The following is a 21,335-nucleotide window of genomic DNA, read 5'->3' on the forward strand; positions in this document are numbered from 1 at the left end:
CTTGCGGGGCGCGTCGCGACACCCGGCTCCAGCGCGCCCACTCCAACACATCTGCCCTCGCCCCAACTCGAAAGGCGCGACCGCCATGCCCCCGCCCTCGCTCACTCCCACGGCAGCCGTTGCCGCGACGTCCGACGTCCCGCCTCCGGATGTGCCGGCCAAAGGCGTACGGAGTCGGCTCGCCTCCCGCACGGGGCTCGCGGCAGCCTGCGGCGCGCTTCTTCTCGTCCTTGTCGTCTCCGTCGTCGTGGCCATCGGCCTCGGCTCCGCCGTCGTATCCCCGGGTGACACGGCCCGGCTGCTGTGGGCGGCGCTGAGCGGCGGAAGCATCGATGCGGATGAGGTGACGACGTATCAGATCATCTGGCAGATCCGCACACCCCGGGTGCTCCTCGCGGCACTCGTGGGCGCGGGGCTGAGCGCGGTCGGCGTCGCCATCCAGGCGCTGGTGCGCAACGCGCTCGCCGATCCGTTCGTCCTCGGTGTCTCCTCCGGGGCCTCGGTCGGCGCGGTCGCCGTCACGGTCACCGGAGGGCTCGCGGCACTCGGCATCTACGCGGTGTCGGCGGGGGCGTTCATCGGCGCGCTCGTCGCCTCCCTTCTGGTGTACGTCGCCTCGGCGAGCCGCGGTGGCGGCCTTTCGCCGCTGCGGCTCGTCCTGACGGGTGTGGCCATGGCACTCGGCTTCCAGGCCGTGATGAGCGTGATCATCTACTTCGCCCCGGACAGCGAGGCGACCAGCATGGTCCTGTACTGGACGATGGGCAGCTTCGGCGCCGCCACCTGGGGCGCCCTGCCCGTCGTAGCCGCTTGCGTGCTGCTCGGCATCGCCGTGCTCCACCGGTACAGCAGGGCGCTGGACGTCCTGGCGCTCGGCGACGAGACCGCGACGAGCCTGGGCATCAGCCCCGACCGGCACCGCAAGGGCCTGCTCCTGCTCGCCTCGCTCATCACCGGAGTGATGGTCGCCGTGAGCGGTGCGATCAGTTTCGTCGGCCTGGTCATGCCCCATCTCGTACGCATGGTGGTCGGCGCCACCCATACGCGAGTGCTCGCCGTCGCACCGCTGGTCGGAGCGGTGTTCATGGTCTGGGTCGACCTGGTGTCGCGGACGCTGGTCGCGCCGCGCGAGCTGCCGCTCGGGGTCATCACGGCGCTGGTCGGGGTGCCGGTGTTCGTCGCACTGATGCGGCGCAAAGGCTATATGTTCGGGGGCCGTTGAGATGGAACTCACTCTTGACGGCCTGTCCGTCACCATCGACGGAAAGCTCCTTGTCCGGGACCTTTCCCTGACGGTCGGCAGCGGCCAGATCGTGGGCCTGGTCGGCCCGAACGGCAGTGGCAAGTCCACCGCCCTCAAGTGTGTCTACCGCGCGCTGCGCCCCAGCTCGGGCGTGGTCCGGGTGGGCGACGACGACCTCTCCCGGCTGACGCCGCGCCGCAGCGCGCAGGTCATCGCCGCGATGGCCCAGGACGGTTCGGTGGACCTCGATTTCACCGTCGAAGAGGTCGTCGCCCTGGGCCGCGCGCCCCATCTGCGCGGGAACCAGGCACTCGGCGCGCGCGAACGGGAGCTGTGCGAGCGGACGATGGCCCGCCTCGACCTCACCCGCCTCGCCGACCGCGGCGTGCTCACCCTCTCGGGCGGCGAACGCCAACGCGTGCTGCTGGCACGGGCGTTGGTGCAGGAGCCGCGGATCCTGGTCCTCGACGAGCCGACCAACCACCTCGACGTACGCCACCAGATAGAGCTCCTCTCGCTGCTGAAGGGCTCGGGCCTCACCGTCCTCGTGGTCCTGCACGACCTCAACCTCGCGGCATCCGCGTGCGACCGCATCGGGGTGCTGTCCGACGGCGCGCTGGTGGCCGCCGGTACGCCGGAAGAGGTGCTCACGACGGGGCTCGTCGACGAGGTGTTCGGCGTCAAGGCCGGCGTGATCAGCCACCCCCTGACCGGCGACCCCCAACTCCTCTACGCCCTGACCCCCTCCACTCCCCTCTGACACCCGAAAGGCACCACCGGACCATGCCCAGAACACGTACCACCATCGGATCGGCGCTCGCGGCGGCCCTGCTGCTCGGCGGCTGCGGCGCGGAGGTCGACACAGCCTCCGACACCGAGGGAGCCGCGGGCGCCTCCAAGAAGGTCACCGTCAAGCGCTGCGGTGAGCCGGTCCCGTACAGGACCCCGCAGCGCGCGGTGGTCTACGAAGGCGGCAGCGCCGACAAGATGTTCAGCCTCGGCCTGACGAAGCACGTCCACGGCTACGTGATGCCTCCGGCCAACCCCCCGGTGAGCGAGTCCCCTTGGGCGTCGGAGTACGCCAAGGTGAAGATGCTCGGCGACGACCTGCTCAACAAGGAGCTGGTCGTGGAGGCGAAGTCCGACTTCGTCGTCGCCGGGTGGAACTCGGGCTTCAGCGACCAACGGGGCATCACCCCGGCGATCCTGGACAAGCTCGGCATCCAGAGCTTCATGCACACGGAGAGCTGCTTCAACTACCCCAAGTACCCGGAGAAAGTGACCCCGTTCAAGGCCCTGTACTCGGACCTGGACCGCCTAGGCAAGATCTTCGGGGTCGAGAAGAAGGCGGACGAGGTCGTGGGCGGCCTCAAGAAGCGCGTGGCCGCCGTCGAGTCCAAGGCCCCCAAGAACCCCGAGGGCGGCCGGGTCCCCGTCTTCCTCTACGACTCCGGCACGGACCAGCCCTTCACGGCCGGCAGCCAGGTCCCGCCCAACGACATCATCAAGGCCGCGGGCGGCAGGAACATCTTCGACGGCCTCGACGAGCGCTGGACCCAGGTCAACTGGGAGGCCGTCGCCAAGGCCGAGCCCGAGGTCGTGATCATCTTCGACTACGGCGACATGCCCGCCAAGAAGAAGATCGAGTTCCTGGAGAAGTCCCCGCACACCAGGGAACTGCCCGCCGTGAAGAAGAACAACTTCTTCGTCCTCGACTACAACGAGGGCATCAGCGGCCCGCGCAACATCGACGGCCTGGAGAAGTTCGGGAAGTACGTGCGGGAACTGAAGCGGTGACGCGACCCGCGCCTCACTGAGCCCGCCGCACCAGGCCCCTCTGAGACCGCCCTCACTGAGCCTGGTCGAGTGAGCCCGTGAGCCGCCCGAGGAGCCCCTGGAGGGTGAGGATCTCCTCGACGGTCATCCCGGTCGACGCGAGGATCCGGCGTGGGACGGGCAGCGCGCGCTCGCGCAGCTCGTCCCCCGCCTCCGTCAGCTGGACCGTGACGGAGCGCTCGTCGGCGGCGCTGCGCTCGCGCCGTACGAGCCCCGCGGCCTCAAGACGCTTGAGGAGCGGCGAGAGCGTGCCGGAGTCGAGACGCAGCCGCTCGCCGATCGCCTTGACGGGCTGCGGACCGTGTTCCCAGAGCACCAGCATCACCAGGTACTGGGGATAGGTGAGGCCCAGATCCTTGAGGGCGTCGCGGTACACGCCGCCGAAGGCGCGCGAGGCGGCGTGCAGCGAGAAGCAGACCTGGTGATCGAGGCGGAGCAGCTCGGCGTCGGGCACGTCCGGCAGCTCGGCGTGCGACGGATCGGCGACGGGCAGCTCGGTGGCGGGCAGCTCGCCTCCGGGCGGGGGCGGTACGGCGGTCGGCGATGACGTCATGGATCCAGCGTACCTCGCACACGCCATTAAGTTGTGTGCAACTAAATCGTGTGCAACTATTACGGCAGAGCGAACGCACCCCGTTCCTCTCGTTCCGTTCTCAGACCGAGGGAAGAGGCACCCCCATGAACGCGCTGTACACCGCCGTCGCCACCGCCAACGGCCGCGAGGGCCGCGCCGTCAGCTCCGACGGCCAGATCGACCTAGCGCTCGCCATGCCCCCGGCCCTCGGCGGCAACGGACAGGGCACCAACCCCGAGCAGCTCTTCGCCGCCGGGTACGCGGCCTGCTTCGCCAGCGCCATGGGAGCCGTCGCCCGTGAGATGAAGGTCGACACGAAGGACGTCTCGGTGACCGCCGAGGTCTCCATCGGCAAGGACGACGCGGGTTTCGGCCTCGCGGTCGTGATGCGCGTGGAGCTGCCGGACTCCCTGGCCGGCGAGACCGGGCAGCAGCTGGTCGAGGCCACGCACGCGTACTGCCCGTACTCGAAGGCGACCCGCGGCAACATCGAGGTCGAGCTCGTCATCGAGTAGCCGACCCGGCGGTCAAGCCAGGGGTCGAACAGGAGAGGGTCCGACGGCGGGTACCGTAGAGGTACCGATCTCATGGGCCTCCTGGTGGGCTGCGTGAACCCCAGGAGGCCCAGCATGACGACGAACCGCGGACGCAAGGACGTGATCCGGAACCGGATGACGTCGACCGGCGAGTCGTACAACGTCGCCGCCCGCAACCTCAAGGCCATGAAGGACATGGGCGCCACCCGCGAAGCGGTCGTCACGCAGCGCTGGCAGCCCGCCGAGACCCTGGACGTGCCGTGCCCCTGCGGCGGCACCTGCGAGCCGGGCGAGAAGTGCGACCACTGCCACGCCCGCCACCGCCACGTGGCCCGCTACCCCGGCAGCCGCACCGAGGTCGAGACCTGGGCGGACCGCTACGACTGCATGGGCTGTGCCTCGACGTACACCATCCTCGTCGTGCTGCCGGGCCGCCCGTGGGGCATCGCCGAGACGGTGGTGCAGGGCGCGTCAGCCGAGCCGGTGATCAAGGCTCGGGTGTTCCCGGGCGTGAAGCACCCCCTGCTGCGCCCCGAGACACCCGAAGAGGACTGAGGGCCCACACCGAGGGCCCGCCCCACCCACACGGGGTTCCGCGTGTCTTCGAGGGTGTCCGGTATCCGAAACTGGCTGACCGGCTTCTGACCGATTTCCTCTCTTGACGGCGAGTCGACGCACCCCCAATATCAGGCAACGCACTTCGCGCCACGCACCTCACTTCACTCGTCCCACTCACGCAACTCTCTTCGGCTCAGTGCAGCCCAGTACAGCTCCAGCGCCCTGCGGCACCCGCGTCGCAGGGCGTCAGTACGTTCCGTCCCCCTCGCTGTTCGGAATTCGGAGCCCCACATGAGAATCTCCAGACCTGCCATGCCCCGCACCCTGAGACGGGCCACCGCGGGCGTCGCCACGCTCGCCGCCGCCGGACTGCTCGCCGTCACCGCGCCCACGGCGCTCGCGGCCCCCTCCCCGACGCTCGCGGCACCCGACATCCCGCTCGCCAACGTCAAGGCGCACCTCTCGCAGTTCCAGTCCATCGCCACGGCCAACGGCGGCAACCGTGCCCATGGGCGCGCCGGCTACAAGGCCTCCATCGACTACGCGAAAGCCAAGCTGGACGCGGCCGGATTCACCACCACCGTCCAGCAGTTCACCTCCAGCGGCGCCACCGGCTACAACCTCATCGCCGACTGGCCCGGCGGCGACGCGAACAGCGTCCTGATGGCGGGCGCCCACCTCGACAGCGTCACGGCGGGCCCCGGCATCAACGACAACGGCTCGGGTTCGGCCGGCATCCTGGAGACCGCGCTCGCCGTCTCGCGCGCGCAGCTCAAGCCCGCCAAGCACCTGCGGTTCGCCTGGTGGGGCGCAGAGGAGCTGGGCATGATCGGCTCCCGGTACTACGTCAACAACCTGCCCTCCGCGGAGCGTTCAAAGGTCAGCGGCTATCTCAACTTCGACATGATCGGCTCCCCGAACCCGGGTTACTTCGTCTACGACGACGACCCCACGATCGAGAAGACCTTCAAGGACTTCTACGCGGGCCTGAACATACCCACGGAGATAGAGACCGAGGGCGACGGCCGCTCCGACCACGCCAGCTTCAAGAACGTCGGCATCCCGGTCGGCGGCCTGTTCTCCGGCGCCGACTACACCAAGACGTCCGCCCAGGCCCAGAAGTGGGGCGGCACGGCGGGCCAGGCCTTCGACCGCTGCTACCACTCGTCGTGCGACACCTCGGCGAACATCAACGACACCGCACTGGACCGCAACAGCGACGCCATCGCTTACGCGATCTGGACGCTCGGCGCGGACACCCCGGTCCCGCCGGGTGACACGTACGAGAACACCGCGGACGTCACCATCCCGGACAACGGCGCGGCCGTGACCTCGACGGTGAACGTGACCGGCCGCACGGGCAACGCCCCGGCCACCCTGCAGGTGGGCGTCGACATCCGGCACACCTGGCGCGGTGACCTGGTGGTCGACCTGGTCGCCCCCGACGGCACGGCGTACCGCCTGAAGAACTCCAGCAGCAACGACTCGGCGGACAACGTCGTCGCGACGTACACGGTCAACGCGTCGAGCGAGGCGGCGAACGGCGCCTGGAAGCTGCGCGTGCAGGACGTGGCGGCACAGGACACCGGCTACATCAACAGCTGGAAGCTGACCTTCTAGAGCGTTCAGCACCGGCGAACGCACCGGCGCCCGGCAGCGGGGACTTCCGCTGCCGGGCGCCGGGCACGTGACGAACCGCCGCTCAGCCCTCCGTGGGCGCCAGCGTCAGCGAGATCGAGTTGATGCAGTACCGCTGGTCCGTCGGCGTGGCATAGCCCTCGCCCTCGAATACGTGACCGAGGTGCGACCCGCATCGGGCACAGCGGACCTCCGTGCGCACCATGCCGTGCGAGGTGTCCTCGATCAGCTCGACCGCGTCCGTGTCCTTGGGGTCGAAGAAGCTCGGCCAGCCGCAGTGCGACTCGAACTTCTCCTCCGAGGTGAACAGCTCGGCGCCGCACGCGCGGCAGGAGTAGACACCCTTGGTCTTGGTGTCGGTGTACTCACCCCGGAACGCGGGCTCCGTGCCCGCCTGGCGCAGCACCGCGTACTCCGAGGGGCTCAGCTCCGCGCGCCACTGCTCGTCCGGCTTCTCGACGTCGTACGACATGAGACTGAACCCCTTACTTCGACAAATTCGGCTGGGCCGGTCAGTGGGAGAGCCCGGCCAGGATCTGCGGGCCGAGGTCCGTGACGTCGCCCGCTCCCATGGTGAGAACGAGATCACCGGGCCTGGTCATTCCCGCGATGACCGTGACGGCCTCGGTCTTGTCGTGCACGGCCCGGACGTCGGCGCCGGCCGCGACGGCCGCGTCGGTGATCAGGGCGCTGGTGATGCCGGGGATCGGGTCCTCGCGGGCGGGGTAGATGTCCAGGACCACGGAGGCGTCCGCGAGGGCCAGGGCCTGGCCCATCTCCTTGCCCAGCTCCTGCGTGCGGGAGAAGAGGTGGGGCTGGAAGAGGACCAGAAGGCGCGAGTCGCCCGCGGAGGAGCGCATCGCCTCCAGGTCCGCGGTCATCTCCGTGGGGTGGTGCGCGTACGAGTCGATGACCTGGACGCCCTTCGCCTCGCCCTTGAGCTGGAGGCGGCGCTTGACGCCGGTATACGAGCCGAGGGCCGACGCGAGATTGTGCGCCGGGATGCCGAGGGCGATGCCCGCGGCCAGGGCGGCCACCGCGTTGTGGGCGTAGTGGCGGCCGGGGACCGAGACCGTGAAGGTCAGGAACTTGCCGTTCAGGACGACCGTGACCTCGCTGGTCAGACCGCGCGGGGTGATCTTGTGGATGCGCAGGTCGGAGCCCTCGGACTCGCCGTACGTGACGACCTTGAGGTCCGGCAGCGCGCCGCGCACGCGCCGCGTCAGCTCGGCCGCGCCGTCCTGGTCCGCGGCGATCACCAGCGTGCCGCCGGGGACGATCTTGCCCGCGAAGGTCTCGAAGGACTCGTAGATCTCGTCCATCGACGCGTAGTTGGCGTGGTGGTCGAGCTCCACGTTCAGGACGATGGCGACCTCGGGCGCGTACTTGTGGAAGCTGCGGTCGCTCTCGTCCGCCTCGGCCACGAAGATGTCGCCGTCGCCGTGCAGCGCGTTCGAGCCCGGCGCGTCGAGGTCGCCGCCGATCGCGTACGAGGGATCGAGGCCGAGGGTGGAGAGGGTGACGGCGAGCATCGACGTCGTCGTGGTCTTGCCGTGCGTACCGGCCACCGCGATCGGGCGCAGGCCCTCCATGAGGGAGGCAAGGGCGTCCGAGCGGTGCACGACCGGAATGCCGAGCTCCGTGGCACGGGCCAGTTCGGGGTTGTCGGCGCGGATCGCGGAGGAGACGACCACGCAGGTCGCGTCGGACGCGAGGTGCGCGGCGTCGTGGCCGATGTGGACCGTGGCGCCCAGGGTCCGCAGGGCCTCGGCCGTGGCGGACTCCCGCGCGTCGCTGCCGGCGACCTTGGCGCCGCGCTGGGCCAGGATCTTGGCGATGCCAGACATTCCGGCGCCGCCGATGCCGATGAAGTGCGGTCGGTCCATGGCGGTGGGCAGGCCGGGTGCCATACGTGTGTCTCCCCAAGATCCAAGAGTGCGGCAAATGAGCAGCTGAGCAGGGCCCAGACTATTGCCTCGGGCGGACGGCGGGCACACCTGCGCCCTGCCGTGCCGCCCCGCCCCCTGTCGTGCCGCCCTCGCCGCCCCGCCCGGGGCGCCTAGTCCTTCGCGTGCGAGAACAGCTTCAGGACCGGTACGCCGACCTTGTGCCGCGCCCGTGAGGCCCAGTCCCGGTGGAAGAACTCCTCCACGTAGTGCGGGTCGGTCAGCACGATGACCTCGTCCGCGCCCGCCTCGTCGACCAGCTGCCTGAGCGCGTCGAGGGGGTGGTCCTCGATCAGCTGTCCCCTCGCCTCGCAGCCCGCCGCGCGCAGCGCCGTCAGCGAGACCTCGAGGGCCTTCTGCGCGGGGGCCGTGGCGTCCTGCCCCTCGGGGACGTCGCCTTCCCTCGCCGCCTCGTCGAGCTCCCCCAGCGCCACGTCGTCGATGGCCCGCAGCAGGCGGTCCGCCTGATCGCCGCGGGGCTGGAGCAGCACTCGGAAGGTGACCGTCTCGTCGCCGTGCAAGGTGGTGACGAACTCCACGTCGGCGGACGTCAGGGCCTTCTCGATCATCAATACGCTTGTGAACACGACAGGCGCCCTTCTCATCCGTGGGCCGCCGAGAGGCTGTCTCGACGGGCCCCTGCGGAAACCATCCTGCCCCGTGGCCGCACGGGGTCTGCGACTTTTAGTGTGCCCAGCGGAAGCGAAACGGAACGGGTGATTCCGCTGATTGTCAGGTCCGACGGTATCGGGTGAAGAGGAACCCGGCCTCCTCCAGCAGGGAAGCCAGGACGAATCGTTCCGGCACCGCGAGCGCGGACCCCCAGGCGATCCGCTGCGCGTCCCCCGCGGTGAGCATCGGGGACACCGTCAGACAGAGCTCGTCCAGGGCCCCCGCCGCCACGAACTGGCCGAGCAGCCGTGGCCCGCCCTCCGTGAGCAGCCGGGTCAGGCCGCGCTCGGCCAGGGCGGGCGCGATCCGCTCCGGCTCGACCGCCGTGCCCTCCCCCGCGACCACCACCACGGCACCCGCCTTCTCCGCCTCCGCGACCCGGTCGGCGGGCGCCGCGGCACCGGTCACCACGAGCGTGGGCACCGGGGGCGAGGTGAAAAGCGGAAGGCTGAAATCCAGGTTCAGGCTCGCGCTGACGACGGCGATCGCGGGCACCACCGACTGCCCGGCAGCCGCCCTGCGCTCAGCGAAGGCCTCACGCACGCGTGCCGGGCGGTAACCCTCCTGGCGGACCGTCTCGGCACCCACGACCACGGCATCGGCGACCGCGCGCAGGGTGCCGAAGATCCGCATGTCCGCGGCGTTCGAGATGGGCTGCGACCGGCCGTCGTGCTGGGCCGCCCCGTCGAGCGTGGACACCATGTTGGCGCGCAGCCAGGGAGTGTCGCCCGGAGGGTAGGCGTACGCGTCGGCCAGCTCGCCCAGCTCCCACTCTCGTACTGATGTTTCGTCTGTCTGGTCGGTCACAGGGAACAGGCGTCGCATGTCCAGCAGTCTTGCACGGCGCTTAGAGTTAGGAACCGTGTCGTCCTCCACCGCCGCCCCCGGGCAGAGCCCCATAGCCGAAGCGGCTCCCCTGTCGCTGTGCGCCCGCGAGCCCCATGTCCCCGCCGACCGTCTGGTCGCCGAGATGGTGCCGCCCCCGCGCTTCGACTCCGTCCGCTTCGATACGTACATCCCGGACCCGAACCAGCCGAGCCAGACCGAGGCCGTGCGGGTCCTGAGCGGCTTCGCGGCCGGGCTCGGCGGGGCGCACGCGTCCGGCGCCGGCAAGAAGCGCTGGTTCGGCCGCGCCAAGCCGGCGGCCCCCACGGGACCCCGCGGTGTCTACCTCGACGGTGGCTACGGCGTGGGCAAGACCCACCTCCTGGCCTCCCTCTGGCACGCGACGCCCGCCGCGCCCGAGCAGAAGGCGTTCGGCACCTTCGTCGAGCTGACGAACCTGGTCGGGGCGCTCGGCTTCCAGCAGACCGTGCGCACCCTCGGCGGGCACCGGCTGCTCTGCATCGACGAATTCGAGCTCGACGACCCGGGCGACACAGTGCTCGTCTCCTCGCTGCTCTCGCGGCTCGTCGACGAGGGCGTCGCGCTCGCCGCGACCTCGAACACGCTTCCGGGCAAGCTCGGCGAGGGCAGGTTCGCATCCGCCGACTTCCTGCGCGAGATCCAGGGCCTGGCCACCCACTTCAAGTCGCTGCGGATCGACGGCGAGGACTACCGCCACCGGGGTCTTCCGGAGGCGCCGTCCCCGCACTCGGAGGAGCAGGTCACCAGGACCGCGTACGCGACCCAAGGCGCGAGCCTCGACGACTTCCCGCATCTGCTCGACCACCTCGCGCGTGTCCACCCCAGCCGGTACGGAGCGCTCACCGACGACCTCAGGGCCGTCTGCCTCACCGATGTGACGCCCGTCCCCGACCAGTCGACCGCCCTGCGCCTCGTCGTGCTCGCCGACCGCCTGTACGACCGCGAGGTCCCCGTGCTCGCCTCGGGTGTCCCCTTCGACCAGCTGTTCAGCGAGGACATGCTGAACGGCGGCTACCGGAAGAAGTACTTCCGGGCGATCTCCCGGCTCACCGCGCTCGCGCGGGACGCGAAGAGCCTCGTCAAGCCGTAGCGACTCACCGCTACGCGCGTGGTTCCCGCACGCCTAGGCGCGTGGTACACACATCCGGTCATGTTCCTGTCCGCCAGCAGGAGGTCGGCCTTTTATGTCCACGACACGACGTCAGGTGCTAGCCCGTACCGGTGCGGTGGGTGCGGGAATCGCCTTCACCGGAGCGCTCTCGGAACTCTTCGCGGGCAGCGCCGCCGCGCAGGGCAAGGCCGGGTACGGGCCGCTGGTGCCCGACCCCGCCGGTCTGCTCGATCTGCCGAAAGGTTTCCGCTACAAGGTCCTCTCGCGGGAGGGCGGCGATCTGCCGTCCGGTGAGGGCAAGGTGCCGAGCAACTTCGACGGCATGGCCACGTTCCGCGGCAGGAAGGGCGGCACGAATCTCGTCCGCAACCACGAGAACCGCAAGGACGGCAGAATCCCCGTGCCCACGGTCGAGGGCCTCACCTACGACCCGATGGGCAAGGGCGGCTGTACGGCGCTCTCCCTCGACCGCCACAACAACGTCATCGGTGAGCGCGTCGCGATCGCCGGTACCGCGGTCAACTGCGCGGGTGGGCCCACCCCTTGGGGCACCTGGCTGACCTGCGAGGAGACCGAGGACAAGGCCGGCACGAACGGCTACACCAAGGACCACGGCTTCATCTTCGAGGTCGACCCCGTCGACCCGCGCCGCACCGGAGCCGTACCGCTCACCGCGATGGGCCGCTTCCAGCACGAGGCGATCGCCGTCGATCCACGGCGAGGTGTCGTCTACGAGACCGAGGACGCCTTCCTCAAGCCCTTCGGCCTCTTCTACCGCTTCCTGCCCAAGAAACCCGAGGGAGGCCGCGGTTCGCTCCGCGCGGGCGGCAAGCTGCAGGCCATGCGGGTGCCGGGCGTGCCCGACCTGTCCGCGATCCAGGAGACGGGTGCACACTTCGAGGGCGTCGAATGGGTCGACGTGCCCGACCCGCTCGCGGCTCAGACCCCCATCAGGAACCAGGACTTCGGCCCCAAGGGCATCACGCACGCGCAGAAGCTGGAGGGCTGCTACTGGGGCGGGAGCTCCGTCTACTTCGTGTCGTCGTTCGCGCACAGCGCGGAGGGCTCCGCGGCCGACCACTTCGGGCAGATCTGGCGCTACGAACCCTCGAAGCGCCGCCTCACCCTGGTGATCGTCTTCGGCCCGAGCACCGACATCCAGCTGCCCGGCGAGTCCCCCGACAACATCTGCCTCGCACCCAGCGGCGGCCTGATGGTGGCCGAGGACGGCGGGGGCGCGCAGCACGTGTACGGCCTGACGCGGCGCGGCGAGGTCTACGCGATGGCCCGCGGGCAGCAGAACATCGGCACCCCCGAGGAGCCCGAGTGGGGCGAGTTCGCGGGCGTCTGCTTCTCGCCGGACCACGAGACGATGTACGTCAACTGCTACACCCCCGGCACGACGTTCGCGGTGACGGGTCCGTGGCACCGGACCTGACCTGACGTGACGTGACAGGGTGCGCGGCGGTGTGCCGCCGCGCACCCCGCGCCCCGTTGCTAGGAGCCGATCAGGGGGTAGTGGTCGGACAGGTTGGTGTACGTGTACTTCTTGCCCCAGCTGGAGACCGTCCAGGGCGCGCTCTGCTCCTTGACCACCTCGTTGTGCCAGGTGGCGGGGCGGGCGTGGCCCTTGCGGTGCAGGACGTAGTCCAGGTCCTCGCGGGGGTCGTCCGGGTAGCGCTCGGACGCGATGGAGTTGTCCTGGGTGTCGAAGGAGTACGGGTGGCCCGTACGGCCGTCGGCGGGGTCGAAGCCGCCGTCGGCGAGCATCGAGGCGTACTCACCGCTGCGGGAGTCCACGTTGAAGTCCCCTGCCACGAGGACCTGTTCGCCCGCCGGGATGTTCTTGGCGTCCAGGAAGGCGTCCATCTCCTTGAACTGCAGGGAACGGGTCGCGGCCGCCTCGCCGGATCCGCAGCCCGGGTCGGTGGACTGGGCGTGGGTGCCCACGACGTGCACCTTCTTGCCGTTCACGTCCAACTGGGCATAGACGAAGCCCTTGTTGGAGTACGAGTCGGAGCCGCAGGCGTCCTTGTAGACGTACTGCTCCTTACGCACGATCGGCCACTTGCTGAGGACGGTCACTCCGCCGTCCTCCGGCGTCACCGACGAGTACGCACCGCCGGTGGCGTCCCAGCCGTCCTTGCTCCGGCCCATGACGGGCGTCTGGTGCGGGTAGCGGTCGGCGGCGTTGGCCTTCAGCGCGTCGGACGCGGAGTTGTCGAAGGCCTCCTGGAGGACGACGACGTCCTTGCCCTGGAAGAAGTCCGCGGCCGGAATGGCCTTGGCGCGGTGGTCCTGACCCCAGTTCGGGTAAAGGTTCTTGCTCATGAGGAACGCGTTGTACGAGAGCACCTTGAGTGCGGGAGTGTCGACAGAGGCGGCAGGCGCGTCGGCGGCGGTCGCGGACGGGGCGACGGCAACGAGCGTGGCCGCGGCGAGCACCGTGGTGATCGCGACGGCGTGAGTCCTGCGCAGCGCTGGGTGCGGCACTGAATCTCCTGGGAGTGGGGGGTAGTTGTGAGGGTGCACGCGATGCACGCGTTGGCACGACGTGCACGCGGTGTGGCTGATGGGGCGCCGCACATCCAATCAGCCGTGACTACTTCTGGGGATACGTCACGTGAACAAAGAACCCGCGGCGGGAGCGCGACGATTTTGTGCGTCCCGCCATGCCCGGAGGGCCCGAGTGGCGCCGGGCGCGTGGCACGGCCCGGTGATCAGAGATCGGCGAGCGTGCTCTCCACCGTGTCGAGCAGCGTCTGCCGGTCGTCCTGGACGCGGGCGAGGACGCGCAGGCCGTAGTACGTGCTCTGCACCCGGCGGGCGACGGTCCGCGCGTCGGCCGTCGACCGGAGCTCGCCCGTACGCCTGCCGGTCGTCACGACCGCGCGCAGCTCCTCCTCCACCCGGTCGAAGTTGCGCCGTACGGCGTCCTTGACCGCGGGGTCGGGCCCGGCGATCTCGACGGCCGCGTTGATCGCGAAGCAGCCGCGGCCGTCCGCCTCGTCGAGATCGGCGTCCACGGCGTGGACCATCATGGCCCGCAGCCGGTCCTTCGCCGTGCCCTCGCCCCGCAGGAGCTCGACCTGCTCGGCGGTGCTGGTCTCGTAGTAGCGCTGCAGTGCGCGCAGATAGAGCTGGCGCTTGCCGCCGAAGGTGTTGTAGAGGCTGGAGGGCCCGAGGCCGGTGCTGTCGCACAGCGCGCGCGTCGACGTGCCCTCGTAGCCGTGCCGCCAGAACGTGTCCATGGCCGCGGTGATGACGCGGTCCTCGTCGAACTCTCGTGGCCTGGCCATGGCCCCACAGTACGGGTTTTGGAATACACGTACAAAATGTCGCGCCCTGATGGTGACAGTCGGAACGCACGGTCTGGTCATGCGGCCGCGTGCGTACGTTCGCGAGGGTCGTGGGGGTCGTGGGGGTTGTGGGGGTTGTGGGGCTCGGACACCACGTCGCGGTCCGCCCGCTGCAGCCGGCCCGCCCAGAGCACGGTCAGCGCTCCGGCGGCGGCGAGTGCGGCGCCGACCCAGGCCACGGAGGCGTAGCCGAGCCCGGCGTCGATGGTCAGGCCGCCGAGGAGCGGGGCCAGCGTGTTGCCGACGTTGAACGCGGCCGTGTTGGTGGCGCCGACCAGCGTCGGGGCGGCCGGCGCGAGGGTGAACACCCGTGACTGGAGGGCGGGGTTGGTGACGTACCCGACCAGCCCCAGGAGGAACACCAGCGCGATCACGACGACCGTCGAACCGGCCGTGAGGGCGAGCAGTGCGGAGAAGAGGGCGAGCGCCCCGAGGCCCAGGCCGAGGGTCCGCAGGGGGTGCGCCTGGGCCGTGCGTCCGCCGATCGCCAGGCCCACCATCCCGCCGACGCCGAACAGGGCGAGGACCGCGGGCACCCACCCCTCGGACACTCCGCTCACGTCGGTCAGGAGCGGTGCGAGATAGCTGAAGGTGACGATCACCGCGCCGAAGGCGAAGGCCGTGACGGCGTACGAGAGCCAGAGCTGGGGCCGCGCCATGCCGCGCAGCTCCGCCTTCACCGACGTACGCCCGGCTTCGGACCGGCCGCCGGGGACGACGAGCAGCGTGCACACGAGGCTCACCAGGGTGGCGGCGGCCACCGCCCAGAACGCGGCACGCCAGCTGGAGTACTGGCTGAGCAGGGTGCCCGCGGGCACGCCGACGACCGTGGCCAGCGTGAGACCGCCCGCCACCACGGCGACCGCCTTCGCCTTGGCAGCGGGCGGCACGAGGGCGACGGCGGTGGCCACGGCCACGCCCCAGTACCCCGCGTACGCGAGGGCGCTGACCACGCGCGTGACGAAGAGGACCCCGTAGCCGGGCGCGAGCGCGCCGATCACGTGGGCGACGACGAAGGCCGCCTGGAGGGAGACGAGAGCGGTCCGGCGGGGCCAGCTCAGGGTGGCCACCGCGAGCAGCGGCGCGCCGACGACCATGCCGATCGCGAAGGCCGAGATCAGCAGCCCCGCGTCGGGGATCGACACCCCCAGGTCGGCGGCCATGCCCGGCAGCAGGCCGGACAGCATGAACTCCGAGGTCCCCTGGGTGAAGATGCCGAGCCCAACTATGTACACCGCAGGCGGCATTGACTGTCCTCCTGATCGCGACTGAGTTTTTGGAGCACTCGCTCCAAAATCGACGATCAGGACGCTAGCACATTCTGAATCGCTCGCTTCAAAATGCCGTCCGGGTGCCTATATACGCGCCGTCATCCGCCCCCGTCAGTGAGCGGCTCGGTCACAGCTGACCGCTTCACGCGCCGCGCGCTCGCCCGCGCCGCGCAGCACGCAGAACTCGTTGCCCTCGGGGTCGAGGAAGACCACCCAGCCGGTGCCGTCGGCGTTCCGGCGGTCCGCCGCCACGGTCGCGCCCACCGCCAGGAGCCGTTCCACTTCCGCGTCGCGGGTGCTCTCGGGTTGGAGACAGAGGTGGACGCGGTTCTTCTGGGTCTTCGGCTCGGAGACCTCGGCGAAGTAGAGGTGGAGCCCGGTGGGGAGGGCGATGGCCGCCGTCGATTCACCGGGGAAGTCGTCGGCGTTCAACGGATGGCCCACCACCTTGCTCCAGAACTGGGCGAGTTCGTACGCGTCGGCGCAGTCGAAAGCGACATTGAAGAGGGTCGAGCGCATGGGTGAGGCCCTTCGTGCGTGGAGGTGCGTGCGTAGAGGTGCGTGCGTGAAGCCTGCGCCAGAGGCGATGTCAGTGACGGGTGCCATTCTGGCGGTCATGAATCCGCTGCTCCTGGCTGATGCGAGTACGAGCTGCTGCGGCAGGTTCACCGAGGAGGTGTCCCGCACGGCGGGGGCCCGGGGCGACCGGTGTGCGACTCCGGGGGACTGGCGTACGGGTATGGCCTCCAGCCGGGTCCTATCGGCCGAACACCCCGGCGTGCGCGGCGTGATAGGCGGCTTCGGCGCTCGTGTGGACCAGTCGTTCGTCCACGGGGGCGCGGAGGATGAGGAGGCGGTAGTAGAAGGGCGCGCTCAGGGCCGCGATGACTTCGGTGGCGCTGGTTTCCGGGGGGAGTTCACCGCGGTCGACGGCGCGGCTCACGAGCTGGGTGACGTGCTCGGTGCGTGCCGTGAAGGCGCCGCGGACGATGCCGGCGACGTCCGCGTCGTGCGCGGCCGCCGCCACGATGCCTTCGATGAGGTTGTAGTTGCGCGGCGCGGCATGGAAGTCGGCGATGGCCTGGGCCAGTTGATGCAGGTCCTGCCGGAAGTCGCCGGAGTCCGGGGTCGGGATCGTCGAGCTGTGCTGGGCCAGCAGGTCGACGACGACGCCCTCGACGGTGCGCCAGCGGCGGCGGATCGTCGAGACGTGGACGCCCGAGCGTGCGGCGAGTTTGTCCAGCGTGAGCGCGTTGAACCCGGCCACGTCGAGCTCGTCCAGGGCAGCCGCGAGGACGGCGGCGCGGGTGCGGGCCGTCCGCCCGCCGGGGCGGGCCGAGCCGTGTGGTGGTCGCTCTGTCATCGGCGCCAATGTACTGCGCACCAGGCCGCCGCCCCCGGCCGCCTCGGTGGGCCCGGCGGGCCGTGTGGGGCTCGCGTTGCGCGAGGGGCCCGCCTCTCGCTAACGTGAGCGCAGCTTAATGCTCCTTGGTGAGCATTAGTGATCCTTCGGCACCGAGACACTTCGACCGGCCACGATTGCGGGGGTTAAGAATGATGAAGGACTGGAAGGGCGCGCTCGTTCCGTCCGGTGAACCTGCCCTGTCCGTATGGGTGTTGGGCTCGCGCTGACGTCTGTTTCATGTCCGGTCGGGAGACCGGCCGCACCCGCGGCCGGGATCATCCGAGATCCGGTGGGCCCGGCGACAGGCACTCGGAGTGGTGCCCGTGAGCGCGCGGAAGTGGTGGCGCAGGGCCGCCGAGGATGCGAATCCCGTGAGGGCGGCGATGCGTTCGACCGGGGTGTCCGTCGCTCTCAGGAGTCGCTGCGCCTCCTGAAGGCGTGCGCGGAGCAGGTACTGGAGCGGGCTGAGGCCCGTGTGCGCGCGGAAGCGGCGGGTGAGGCTGCTGATGCTGGTGCCCGCGTGGGTGGCGATGTCGGGGACGGTGAGCGGGAGGTGGAGGCTTGCCTCCATCCACCGCAGGGTGGGTTCGAGGCCCACGCTCTCCGCGACCTCCCGGTCGATCTCCTCCTGGACGCTGTCCGCGTCGGCGTGCAGGGGCGTGAGGAGCTCACGGGACGTCTCGCCCGCCACCCGTCGCCCGTGATCACGGCCCAGGATGTGCAGACAGACATCCATCCCTCCGTAGACGCCCGCCGCCGTGAGGAACGGCCCGTCCTCGACCACGGTGCCGAGCGGGTCGACGTCGATACGGGGATGCAGTTCCGCCAGTTCCTCGATGTGCCGCCACCCGGTCGTGGCGCGGCGGCCGTCGAGGAGCCCGGCCGCCGCGAGGGTGAACGTCCCGGTGCCGACGGCGGCGACCCGGCTCCCCCGGCCCACCGCCGCACGGAGCGCGGCGAGGACCCCGGGCGGCGGCTCGTCACGGTGACGGTCGCGCCCGGGAATCAGTACGACGTCCGCGTCCGCGAGGCCGTCAAGGCCGTACGGCGCGCTGATGCGCAGCGCGGGCGCCGGGCCACCCGTCGTCCGCAGACCGGGGCCCGCGCAGAGCCTCACCTCGTACTCCGCTGCGCGATGCTCGCGGCAGGCGGTGCCGAACACCAGGCCCGGGGTGGTGAGTTGATGCCCCGGAGCTCCGTCGAGGGCGAGGACCGCGATGACTGGCATGTCCAGAATCTAACCGGACGCCCCGGGAGTGATCTGCCTCAGGCGTTCTTGTGGAGCGTCTTCCCGATCCAGCCCTTGTACGCGGGCACGTTGCTGTAGAGCCCCGGGCCGGTCGAGCACTGCGTGTTCCAGTCGCCGTCGCCCGACGTCGTCCCGATGAGCTCCCAGCGGCCACCCTTCGCGCGCTGGATCTGCGGGCCGCCGGAGTCGCCGAAGCACGCCATGGCTCCCGGCTTCGGGCTGACCGTGCACAGGCGGGTGGCCCCGGCCCGGCCGAAGCACTCGGCCTCGGAGCCCCTGCGGGTGTCCAGCTCCTGGAGCCGCTCGGGGAACTTCACCTTGTCGAGGTCGCCCGTGTCGACGGTGGTGCCGAAGCCTAGGATCCGGGTGGGTGTGCCGGCCGGCCCCGCCTTCCCGGCGATACGGAGAGGGTGCTGGGCCACCGGGCGGTCCAGGCGCACCAGGGCGAGGTCGTTCTTGTTGGGGGTGGTCCTGCCGGGGGCGATCTCCTTGCCCTGCTCGTAGCCCGGGTGGATCACAACCTTGTCGATGTCGCGGACGGTACCCCCGGTCTTGCGGTGCTCACTGCCGACGCGCACCTTCCCGGTCGGGGTGATCTCCAGCTCGGGGTCGACGCAGTGCGCGGCGGTGAGCACCCACTGGCGGTCGATCAGCGTCGCCCCGCACTGGGCGTCGGCCTCCACCATGGGGATCGTCGCCATGAAGGGGTAACGCTGCGTCGAGTCATGGCCGTTGACGACGGCACCGGCGCTGCCGGTCATCGCCGTGGCGCCGAGTACGGCCGTCGCACCGGCCGCCGCGGCGGCTCGCGCGAGCAGGCGCCGCCGTCGCGGGGAGCGGGCATCGGTGGTCGGCCGTTGGTTCGGACGGTGCATGTGGTGACCTTTCAAGGATGGTGGTGCGGCTGGGCGAGGGCCGGGCGTCCCCTCGCTTCCGCCCCTCGTCCCCGTCATCCTCCGGTCCGGCTCCGACCGGAAACAGGCGCCTGAATGTCACCCTCGGCTAAATTCTGGACATGTCAGTGATCGCCGTTCTCGCCCTCGACGGGGTCCCCGGGCACCAGCTCACGGCGCCCGCCCTCGCTTTCGCCACCGCGGCACGGCATCACCCCACCGTCGCCTACGACCTGCGGATCCGTACCGGCCCCGGGTTCAGGGCGACGGGTGGCCCCGGCTCCTTCCACGTCGAGGCCGACCGGGGGCTGGAGGGACTCGCCGGCCTCGGCGGTGGTGACACAGTGCTGCTGCCGGGGCATGCGGGCTTCCGCGAGGCGCCCGCTCCCGAGGTCGTGGACGCCCTGCGCGCCGCCGTCGCGGGCGGCTGCCGGATCGGGGCGGTCGGCACCGGGACGTTCACGCTCGCCGCCACGGGGCTCCTCGACGGCCGCCGGGCCGCCACCAGCCGCAGGCACACGGCGGAACTCGCCGGGCTGCATCCCCGTATCGAGGTCGACCCGGAGGGTGCGGCCGTCGCGGACGGGCCCTTCCACAGCGCCGCCGGGGTGCTCGGCGGCATCGACCTCTGTCTGCACCTGATCACCCTGGACCACGGCGAGCCCGTGGCCATCGAGACCGAGCGGCAGGTGTTCCTCCAGCTCCACTCCCCCGCCGTCGGCCTCGCGTCGGACGCCTCGGCCGACGTGGCGTTCAACGCGGTCACCCGGCCCGGCAGCGCCGTCGAGCCGACCACACGGTGGATGGAGGCGAATCTGCACCACCCCCTGACGCTCACCGAGATCGCCGCACACGCGGGGGTCGGCGTCCGCAGCCTCACCCGCCGTTTCCGCGCCGAGACGGGCCTCACCCCGCTCCAGTACCTGCTCCGTGCGCGGATCCAGCGGGCCCAGCGGCTCCTCGAACGCACCGATGACCCGGTGGAGCGCATCGCGGCGCGGACCGGCCTCGGCACGCCCGCCAACCTGCGCCACCACTTCCAGCGCCTGACGGGCACGAGTCCCAGCACCTATCGCGGTGCGTTCCGTTCGATGGTCGCCGACCTCACCTGGCCGGAGCGGCGCGCGGGCGCGGACGGCGACTCATCGGGACACGGCGCGTCCGGGGGCTGAGCGGGGCGCACTGGGGCCGGTGGTTCGGCCGTCCGGGGCAGTACGGGGGAGCACGGCCCGCACTTCACCATTTCATCCTTTTTATGCCGATACGTTCGCCGGATGATCGCCCTGACACGTAGACGCACACGAACACGCACCGCGCGGAGGCTGACCGCAGCCTGCGCCCTGTCCGCCCTCACCCTCACGGCGCTCGCCGCCTGCGGCACGGGTTCCGAGCCGGGCAGCCACGACCAGAACGCGCAGAACGCGCGCTCCACGGCGAGCGCCTCGCCCCGCCCCGCGACGCTCGCGCCCGGTCCCGCCGGTCTCACCCCCGTCTTCAAGAACGCCCCCCGCACTCCGGCGTCCGCCGCCCCCACCGTCGCCCTCACCTTCGACGCCGACATGACCGCCGACCAGGGGCCGCGCGCGGCCTCGGGTGAGCGGTTCGACAATCCGGCGCTGGTGTCGACGCTGCGCCGGCTGAAGGTGCCCGCGACGTTCTTCATGACGGGGCGGTGGGCCGAGGAGTACCCGGCGCAGGCCAAGGACATCGGCCGGGATCCGCTGTTCGAGGTCGCCAACCACTCGTACAGCCACTACGCCTTCACCGGCCGCTGCTACGGCCTGCCGACCGTGCCCGCCTCCCGGATGCGCGCCGACATGGAGCGCGCCTTCGCCGCTTTCCGCAAGGCGGGCGTCGAGCACCAGGTGCCGTACTTCCGTTTCCCCGGGGGCTGTTACGACAAGCGGGCGCTGCGCGCGCTGGCTCCGGGCGGCGTCACGGCCGTGCAGTGGGACGTCGTAAGCGGAGACGCCTTCGCGACGGATGCCGACGCGGTGGCCCGGCAGGTGCTCGACGGGGTGCGGCCCGGTTCGGTCGTGGTCATGCACTGCACGCGCAGCGCGGCTCCCACGACGGAGCGCGCCCTGCGGACGATCGTCCCGAAGCTGCGCGAGCGCGGCTTCCGGTTCGTCCGGGTGTCGGAGCAGATCAGGGCGGCGGGTACGCGCGGATAGTCT

At 70.7% G+C, this 21,335-nt stretch carries 22 protein-coding genes; 10 read left to right on the forward strand and 12 right to left on the reverse strand.

Features of this window, described 5'->3' with window-relative positions:
• The first annotated feature begins 85 nt into the window (after positions 1–85).
• The 3 genes from OG302_RS11165 to OG302_RS11175 are packed head-to-tail and all read left to right on the forward strand — an operon-like array spanning position 86 to position 3,040.
• Positions 86–1,222, forward strand: coding sequence for a FecCD family ABC transporter permease (locus OG302_RS11165; protein WP_371526651.1), 1,137 nt, complete (start codon positions 86–88; stop codon positions 1,220–1,222).
• A 1-nt stretch (position 1,223) separates the two neighbouring features.
• Positions 1,224–2,003 carry an ABC transporter ATP-binding protein gene (locus OG302_RS11170; protein ID WP_371526652.1) on the forward strand — a complete coding sequence of 260 codons (780 nt, stop codon included), beginning with the start codon at positions 1,224–1,226 and terminating at the stop codon, positions 2,001–2,003.
• Between the two features lie 23 nt (positions 2,004–2,026).
• A complete protein-coding gene (locus tag OG302_RS11175; protein WP_371526653.1) occupies positions 2,027–3,040 on the forward strand; it encodes an ABC transporter substrate-binding protein in 1,014 nt (337 codons plus the stop codon).
• Positions 3,041–3,092: 52 nt separating this feature from the next.
• On the opposite strand, the gene OG302_RS11180 is transcribed toward OG302_RS11175, so the two are convergent.
• On the reverse strand, positions 3,093–3,632 hold the full coding sequence (locus OG302_RS11180) for a MarR family winged helix-turn-helix transcriptional regulator (protein WP_371526654.1): 540 nt from the start codon (positions 3,630–3,632) through the stop codon (positions 3,093–3,095).
• A gap of 125 nt (positions 3,633–3,757) precedes the next feature.
• On the opposite strand from OG302_RS11180, the gene OG302_RS11185 reads away from it, so the two are divergent.
• From OG302_RS11185 to OG302_RS11195, 3 genes are all read left to right on the forward strand, one after another.
• The gene (locus tag OG302_RS11185) at positions 3,758–4,168 is read left to right on the forward strand and encodes an organic hydroperoxide resistance protein (RefSeq protein WP_361054176.1); all 411 of its coding nucleotides are present in this window, start codon (positions 3,758–3,760) and stop codon (positions 4,166–4,168) included.
• Positions 4,169–4,282: 114 nt separating this feature from the next.
• Complete coding sequence (locus OG302_RS11190) at positions 4,283–4,744, forward strand: hypothetical protein (RefSeq protein WP_361842731.1); 462 nt, start codon at positions 4,283–4,285, stop codon at positions 4,742–4,744.
• Positions 4,745–5,059: 315 nt separating this feature from the next.
• A complete protein-coding gene (locus OG302_RS11195) occupies positions 5,060–6,367 on the forward strand; it encodes a M28 family metallopeptidase (RefSeq protein ID WP_371526655.1) in 1,308 nt (435 codons plus the stop codon).
• Between the two features lie 82 nt (positions 6,368–6,449).
• On the opposite strand, the gene msrB is transcribed toward OG302_RS11195, so the two are convergent.
• The 4 genes from msrB to OG302_RS11215 form a co-directional block, all read right to left on the reverse strand.
• Entirely contained in the window at positions 6,450–6,857 is a 408-nt protein-coding gene (gene msrB, locus OG302_RS11200; protein ID WP_371526656.1) for a peptide-methionine (R)-S-oxide reductase MsrB, read from the reverse strand.
• Between the two features lie 40 nt (positions 6,858–6,897).
• Complete coding sequence (gene murC, locus OG302_RS11205; protein ID WP_371526657.1) at positions 6,898–8,295, reverse strand: UDP-N-acetylmuramate--L-alanine ligase; 1,398 nt, start codon at positions 8,293–8,295, stop codon at positions 6,898–6,900.
• Positions 8,296–8,444: 149 nt separating this feature from the next.
• Entirely contained in the window at positions 8,445–8,918 is a 474-nt protein-coding gene (locus OG302_RS11210) for an indole-3-glycerol phosphate synthase (RefSeq protein WP_371526658.1), read from the reverse strand.
• A gap of 145 nt (positions 8,919–9,063) precedes the next feature.
• Positions 9,064–9,828 (reverse strand): pyrimidine reductase family protein, encoded by a 765-nt coding sequence (locus tag OG302_RS11215; protein ID WP_371526659.1) that lies wholly within the window; start codon positions 9,826–9,828, stop codon positions 9,064–9,066.
• Positions 9,829–9,865: 37 nt separating this feature from the next.
• On the opposite strand from OG302_RS11215, the gene zapE reads away from it, so the two are divergent.
• Positions 9,866–10,960 (forward strand): cell division protein ZapE, encoded by a 1,095-nt coding sequence (zapE, locus tag OG302_RS11220; protein WP_371526660.1) that lies wholly within the window; start codon positions 9,866–9,868, stop codon positions 10,958–10,960.
• Between the two features lie 94 nt (positions 10,961–11,054).
• Positions 11,055–12,419 carry an alkaline phosphatase PhoX gene (locus OG302_RS11225; protein ID WP_371526661.1) on the forward strand — a complete coding sequence of 455 codons (1,365 nt, stop codon included), beginning with the start codon at positions 11,055–11,057 and terminating at the stop codon, positions 12,417–12,419.
• A 59-nt stretch (positions 12,420–12,478) separates the two neighbouring features.
• Here OG302_RS11225 and sph read toward each other — a convergent pair whose 3' ends face one another.
• From sph to OG302_RS11260, 7 genes are all read right to left on the reverse strand, one after another.
• Positions 12,479–13,474, reverse strand: a complete 996-nt coding sequence (gene sph, locus OG302_RS11230; RefSeq protein ID WP_371526662.1) for a sphingomyelin phosphodiesterase — start codon at positions 13,472–13,474, stop codon at positions 12,479–12,481.
• 227 nt (positions 13,475–13,701) lie between these two features.
• Positions 13,702–14,280 (reverse strand): TetR/AcrR family transcriptional regulator, encoded by a 579-nt coding sequence (locus OG302_RS11235; protein ID WP_371526663.1) that lies wholly within the window; start codon positions 14,278–14,280, stop codon positions 13,702–13,704.
• A 77-nt stretch (positions 14,281–14,357) separates the two neighbouring features.
• Positions 14,358–15,587 (reverse strand): Cmx/CmrA family chloramphenicol efflux MFS transporter, encoded by a 1,230-nt coding sequence (locus OG302_RS11240; RefSeq protein ID WP_371526664.1) that lies wholly within the window; start codon positions 15,585–15,587, stop codon positions 14,358–14,360.
• 135 nt (positions 15,588–15,722) lie between these two features.
• Positions 15,723–16,130, reverse strand: a complete 408-nt coding sequence (locus OG302_RS11245) for a VOC family protein (protein ID WP_371526665.1) — start codon at positions 16,128–16,130, stop codon at positions 15,723–15,725.
• A 238-nt stretch (positions 16,131–16,368) separates the two neighbouring features.
• Entirely contained in the window at positions 16,369–16,974 is a 606-nt protein-coding gene (locus OG302_RS11250) for a TetR/AcrR family transcriptional regulator C-terminal ligand-binding domain-containing protein (protein ID WP_371526666.1), read from the reverse strand.
• Between the two features lie 277 nt (positions 16,975–17,251).
• Positions 17,252–18,244 carry a GlxA family transcriptional regulator gene (locus OG302_RS11255; RefSeq protein ID WP_371526667.1) on the reverse strand — a complete coding sequence of 331 codons (993 nt, stop codon included), beginning with the start codon at positions 18,242–18,244 and terminating at the stop codon, positions 17,252–17,254.
• 38 nt (positions 18,245–18,282) lie between these two features.
• Positions 18,283–19,140, reverse strand: coding sequence for a trypsin-like serine protease (locus tag OG302_RS11260; RefSeq protein WP_371526668.1), 858 nt, complete (start codon positions 19,138–19,140; stop codon positions 18,283–18,285).
• 140 nt (positions 19,141–19,280) lie between these two features.
• Between OG302_RS11260 and OG302_RS11265 the strand changes: the two genes are divergently transcribed.
• Both OG302_RS11265 and OG302_RS11270 read left to right on the forward strand, forming a co-directional pair.
• Complete coding sequence (locus OG302_RS11265; protein ID WP_371526669.1) at positions 19,281–20,330, forward strand: GlxA family transcriptional regulator; 1,050 nt, start codon at positions 19,281–19,283, stop codon at positions 20,328–20,330.
• 102 nt (positions 20,331–20,432) lie between these two features.
• The gene (locus OG302_RS11270; protein WP_371526670.1) at positions 20,433–21,332 is read left to right on the forward strand and encodes a polysaccharide deacetylase family protein; all 900 of its coding nucleotides are present in this window, start codon (positions 20,433–20,435) and stop codon (positions 21,330–21,332) included.
• The last annotated feature ends 3 nt before the right edge of the window (positions 21,333–21,335 follow it).

The sequence above is a fragment of the Streptomyces sp. NBC_01283 genome, assembly GCF_041435335.1.
Classification (GTDB): Bacteria; Actinomycetota; Actinomycetes; order Streptomycetales; family Streptomycetaceae; genus Streptomyces.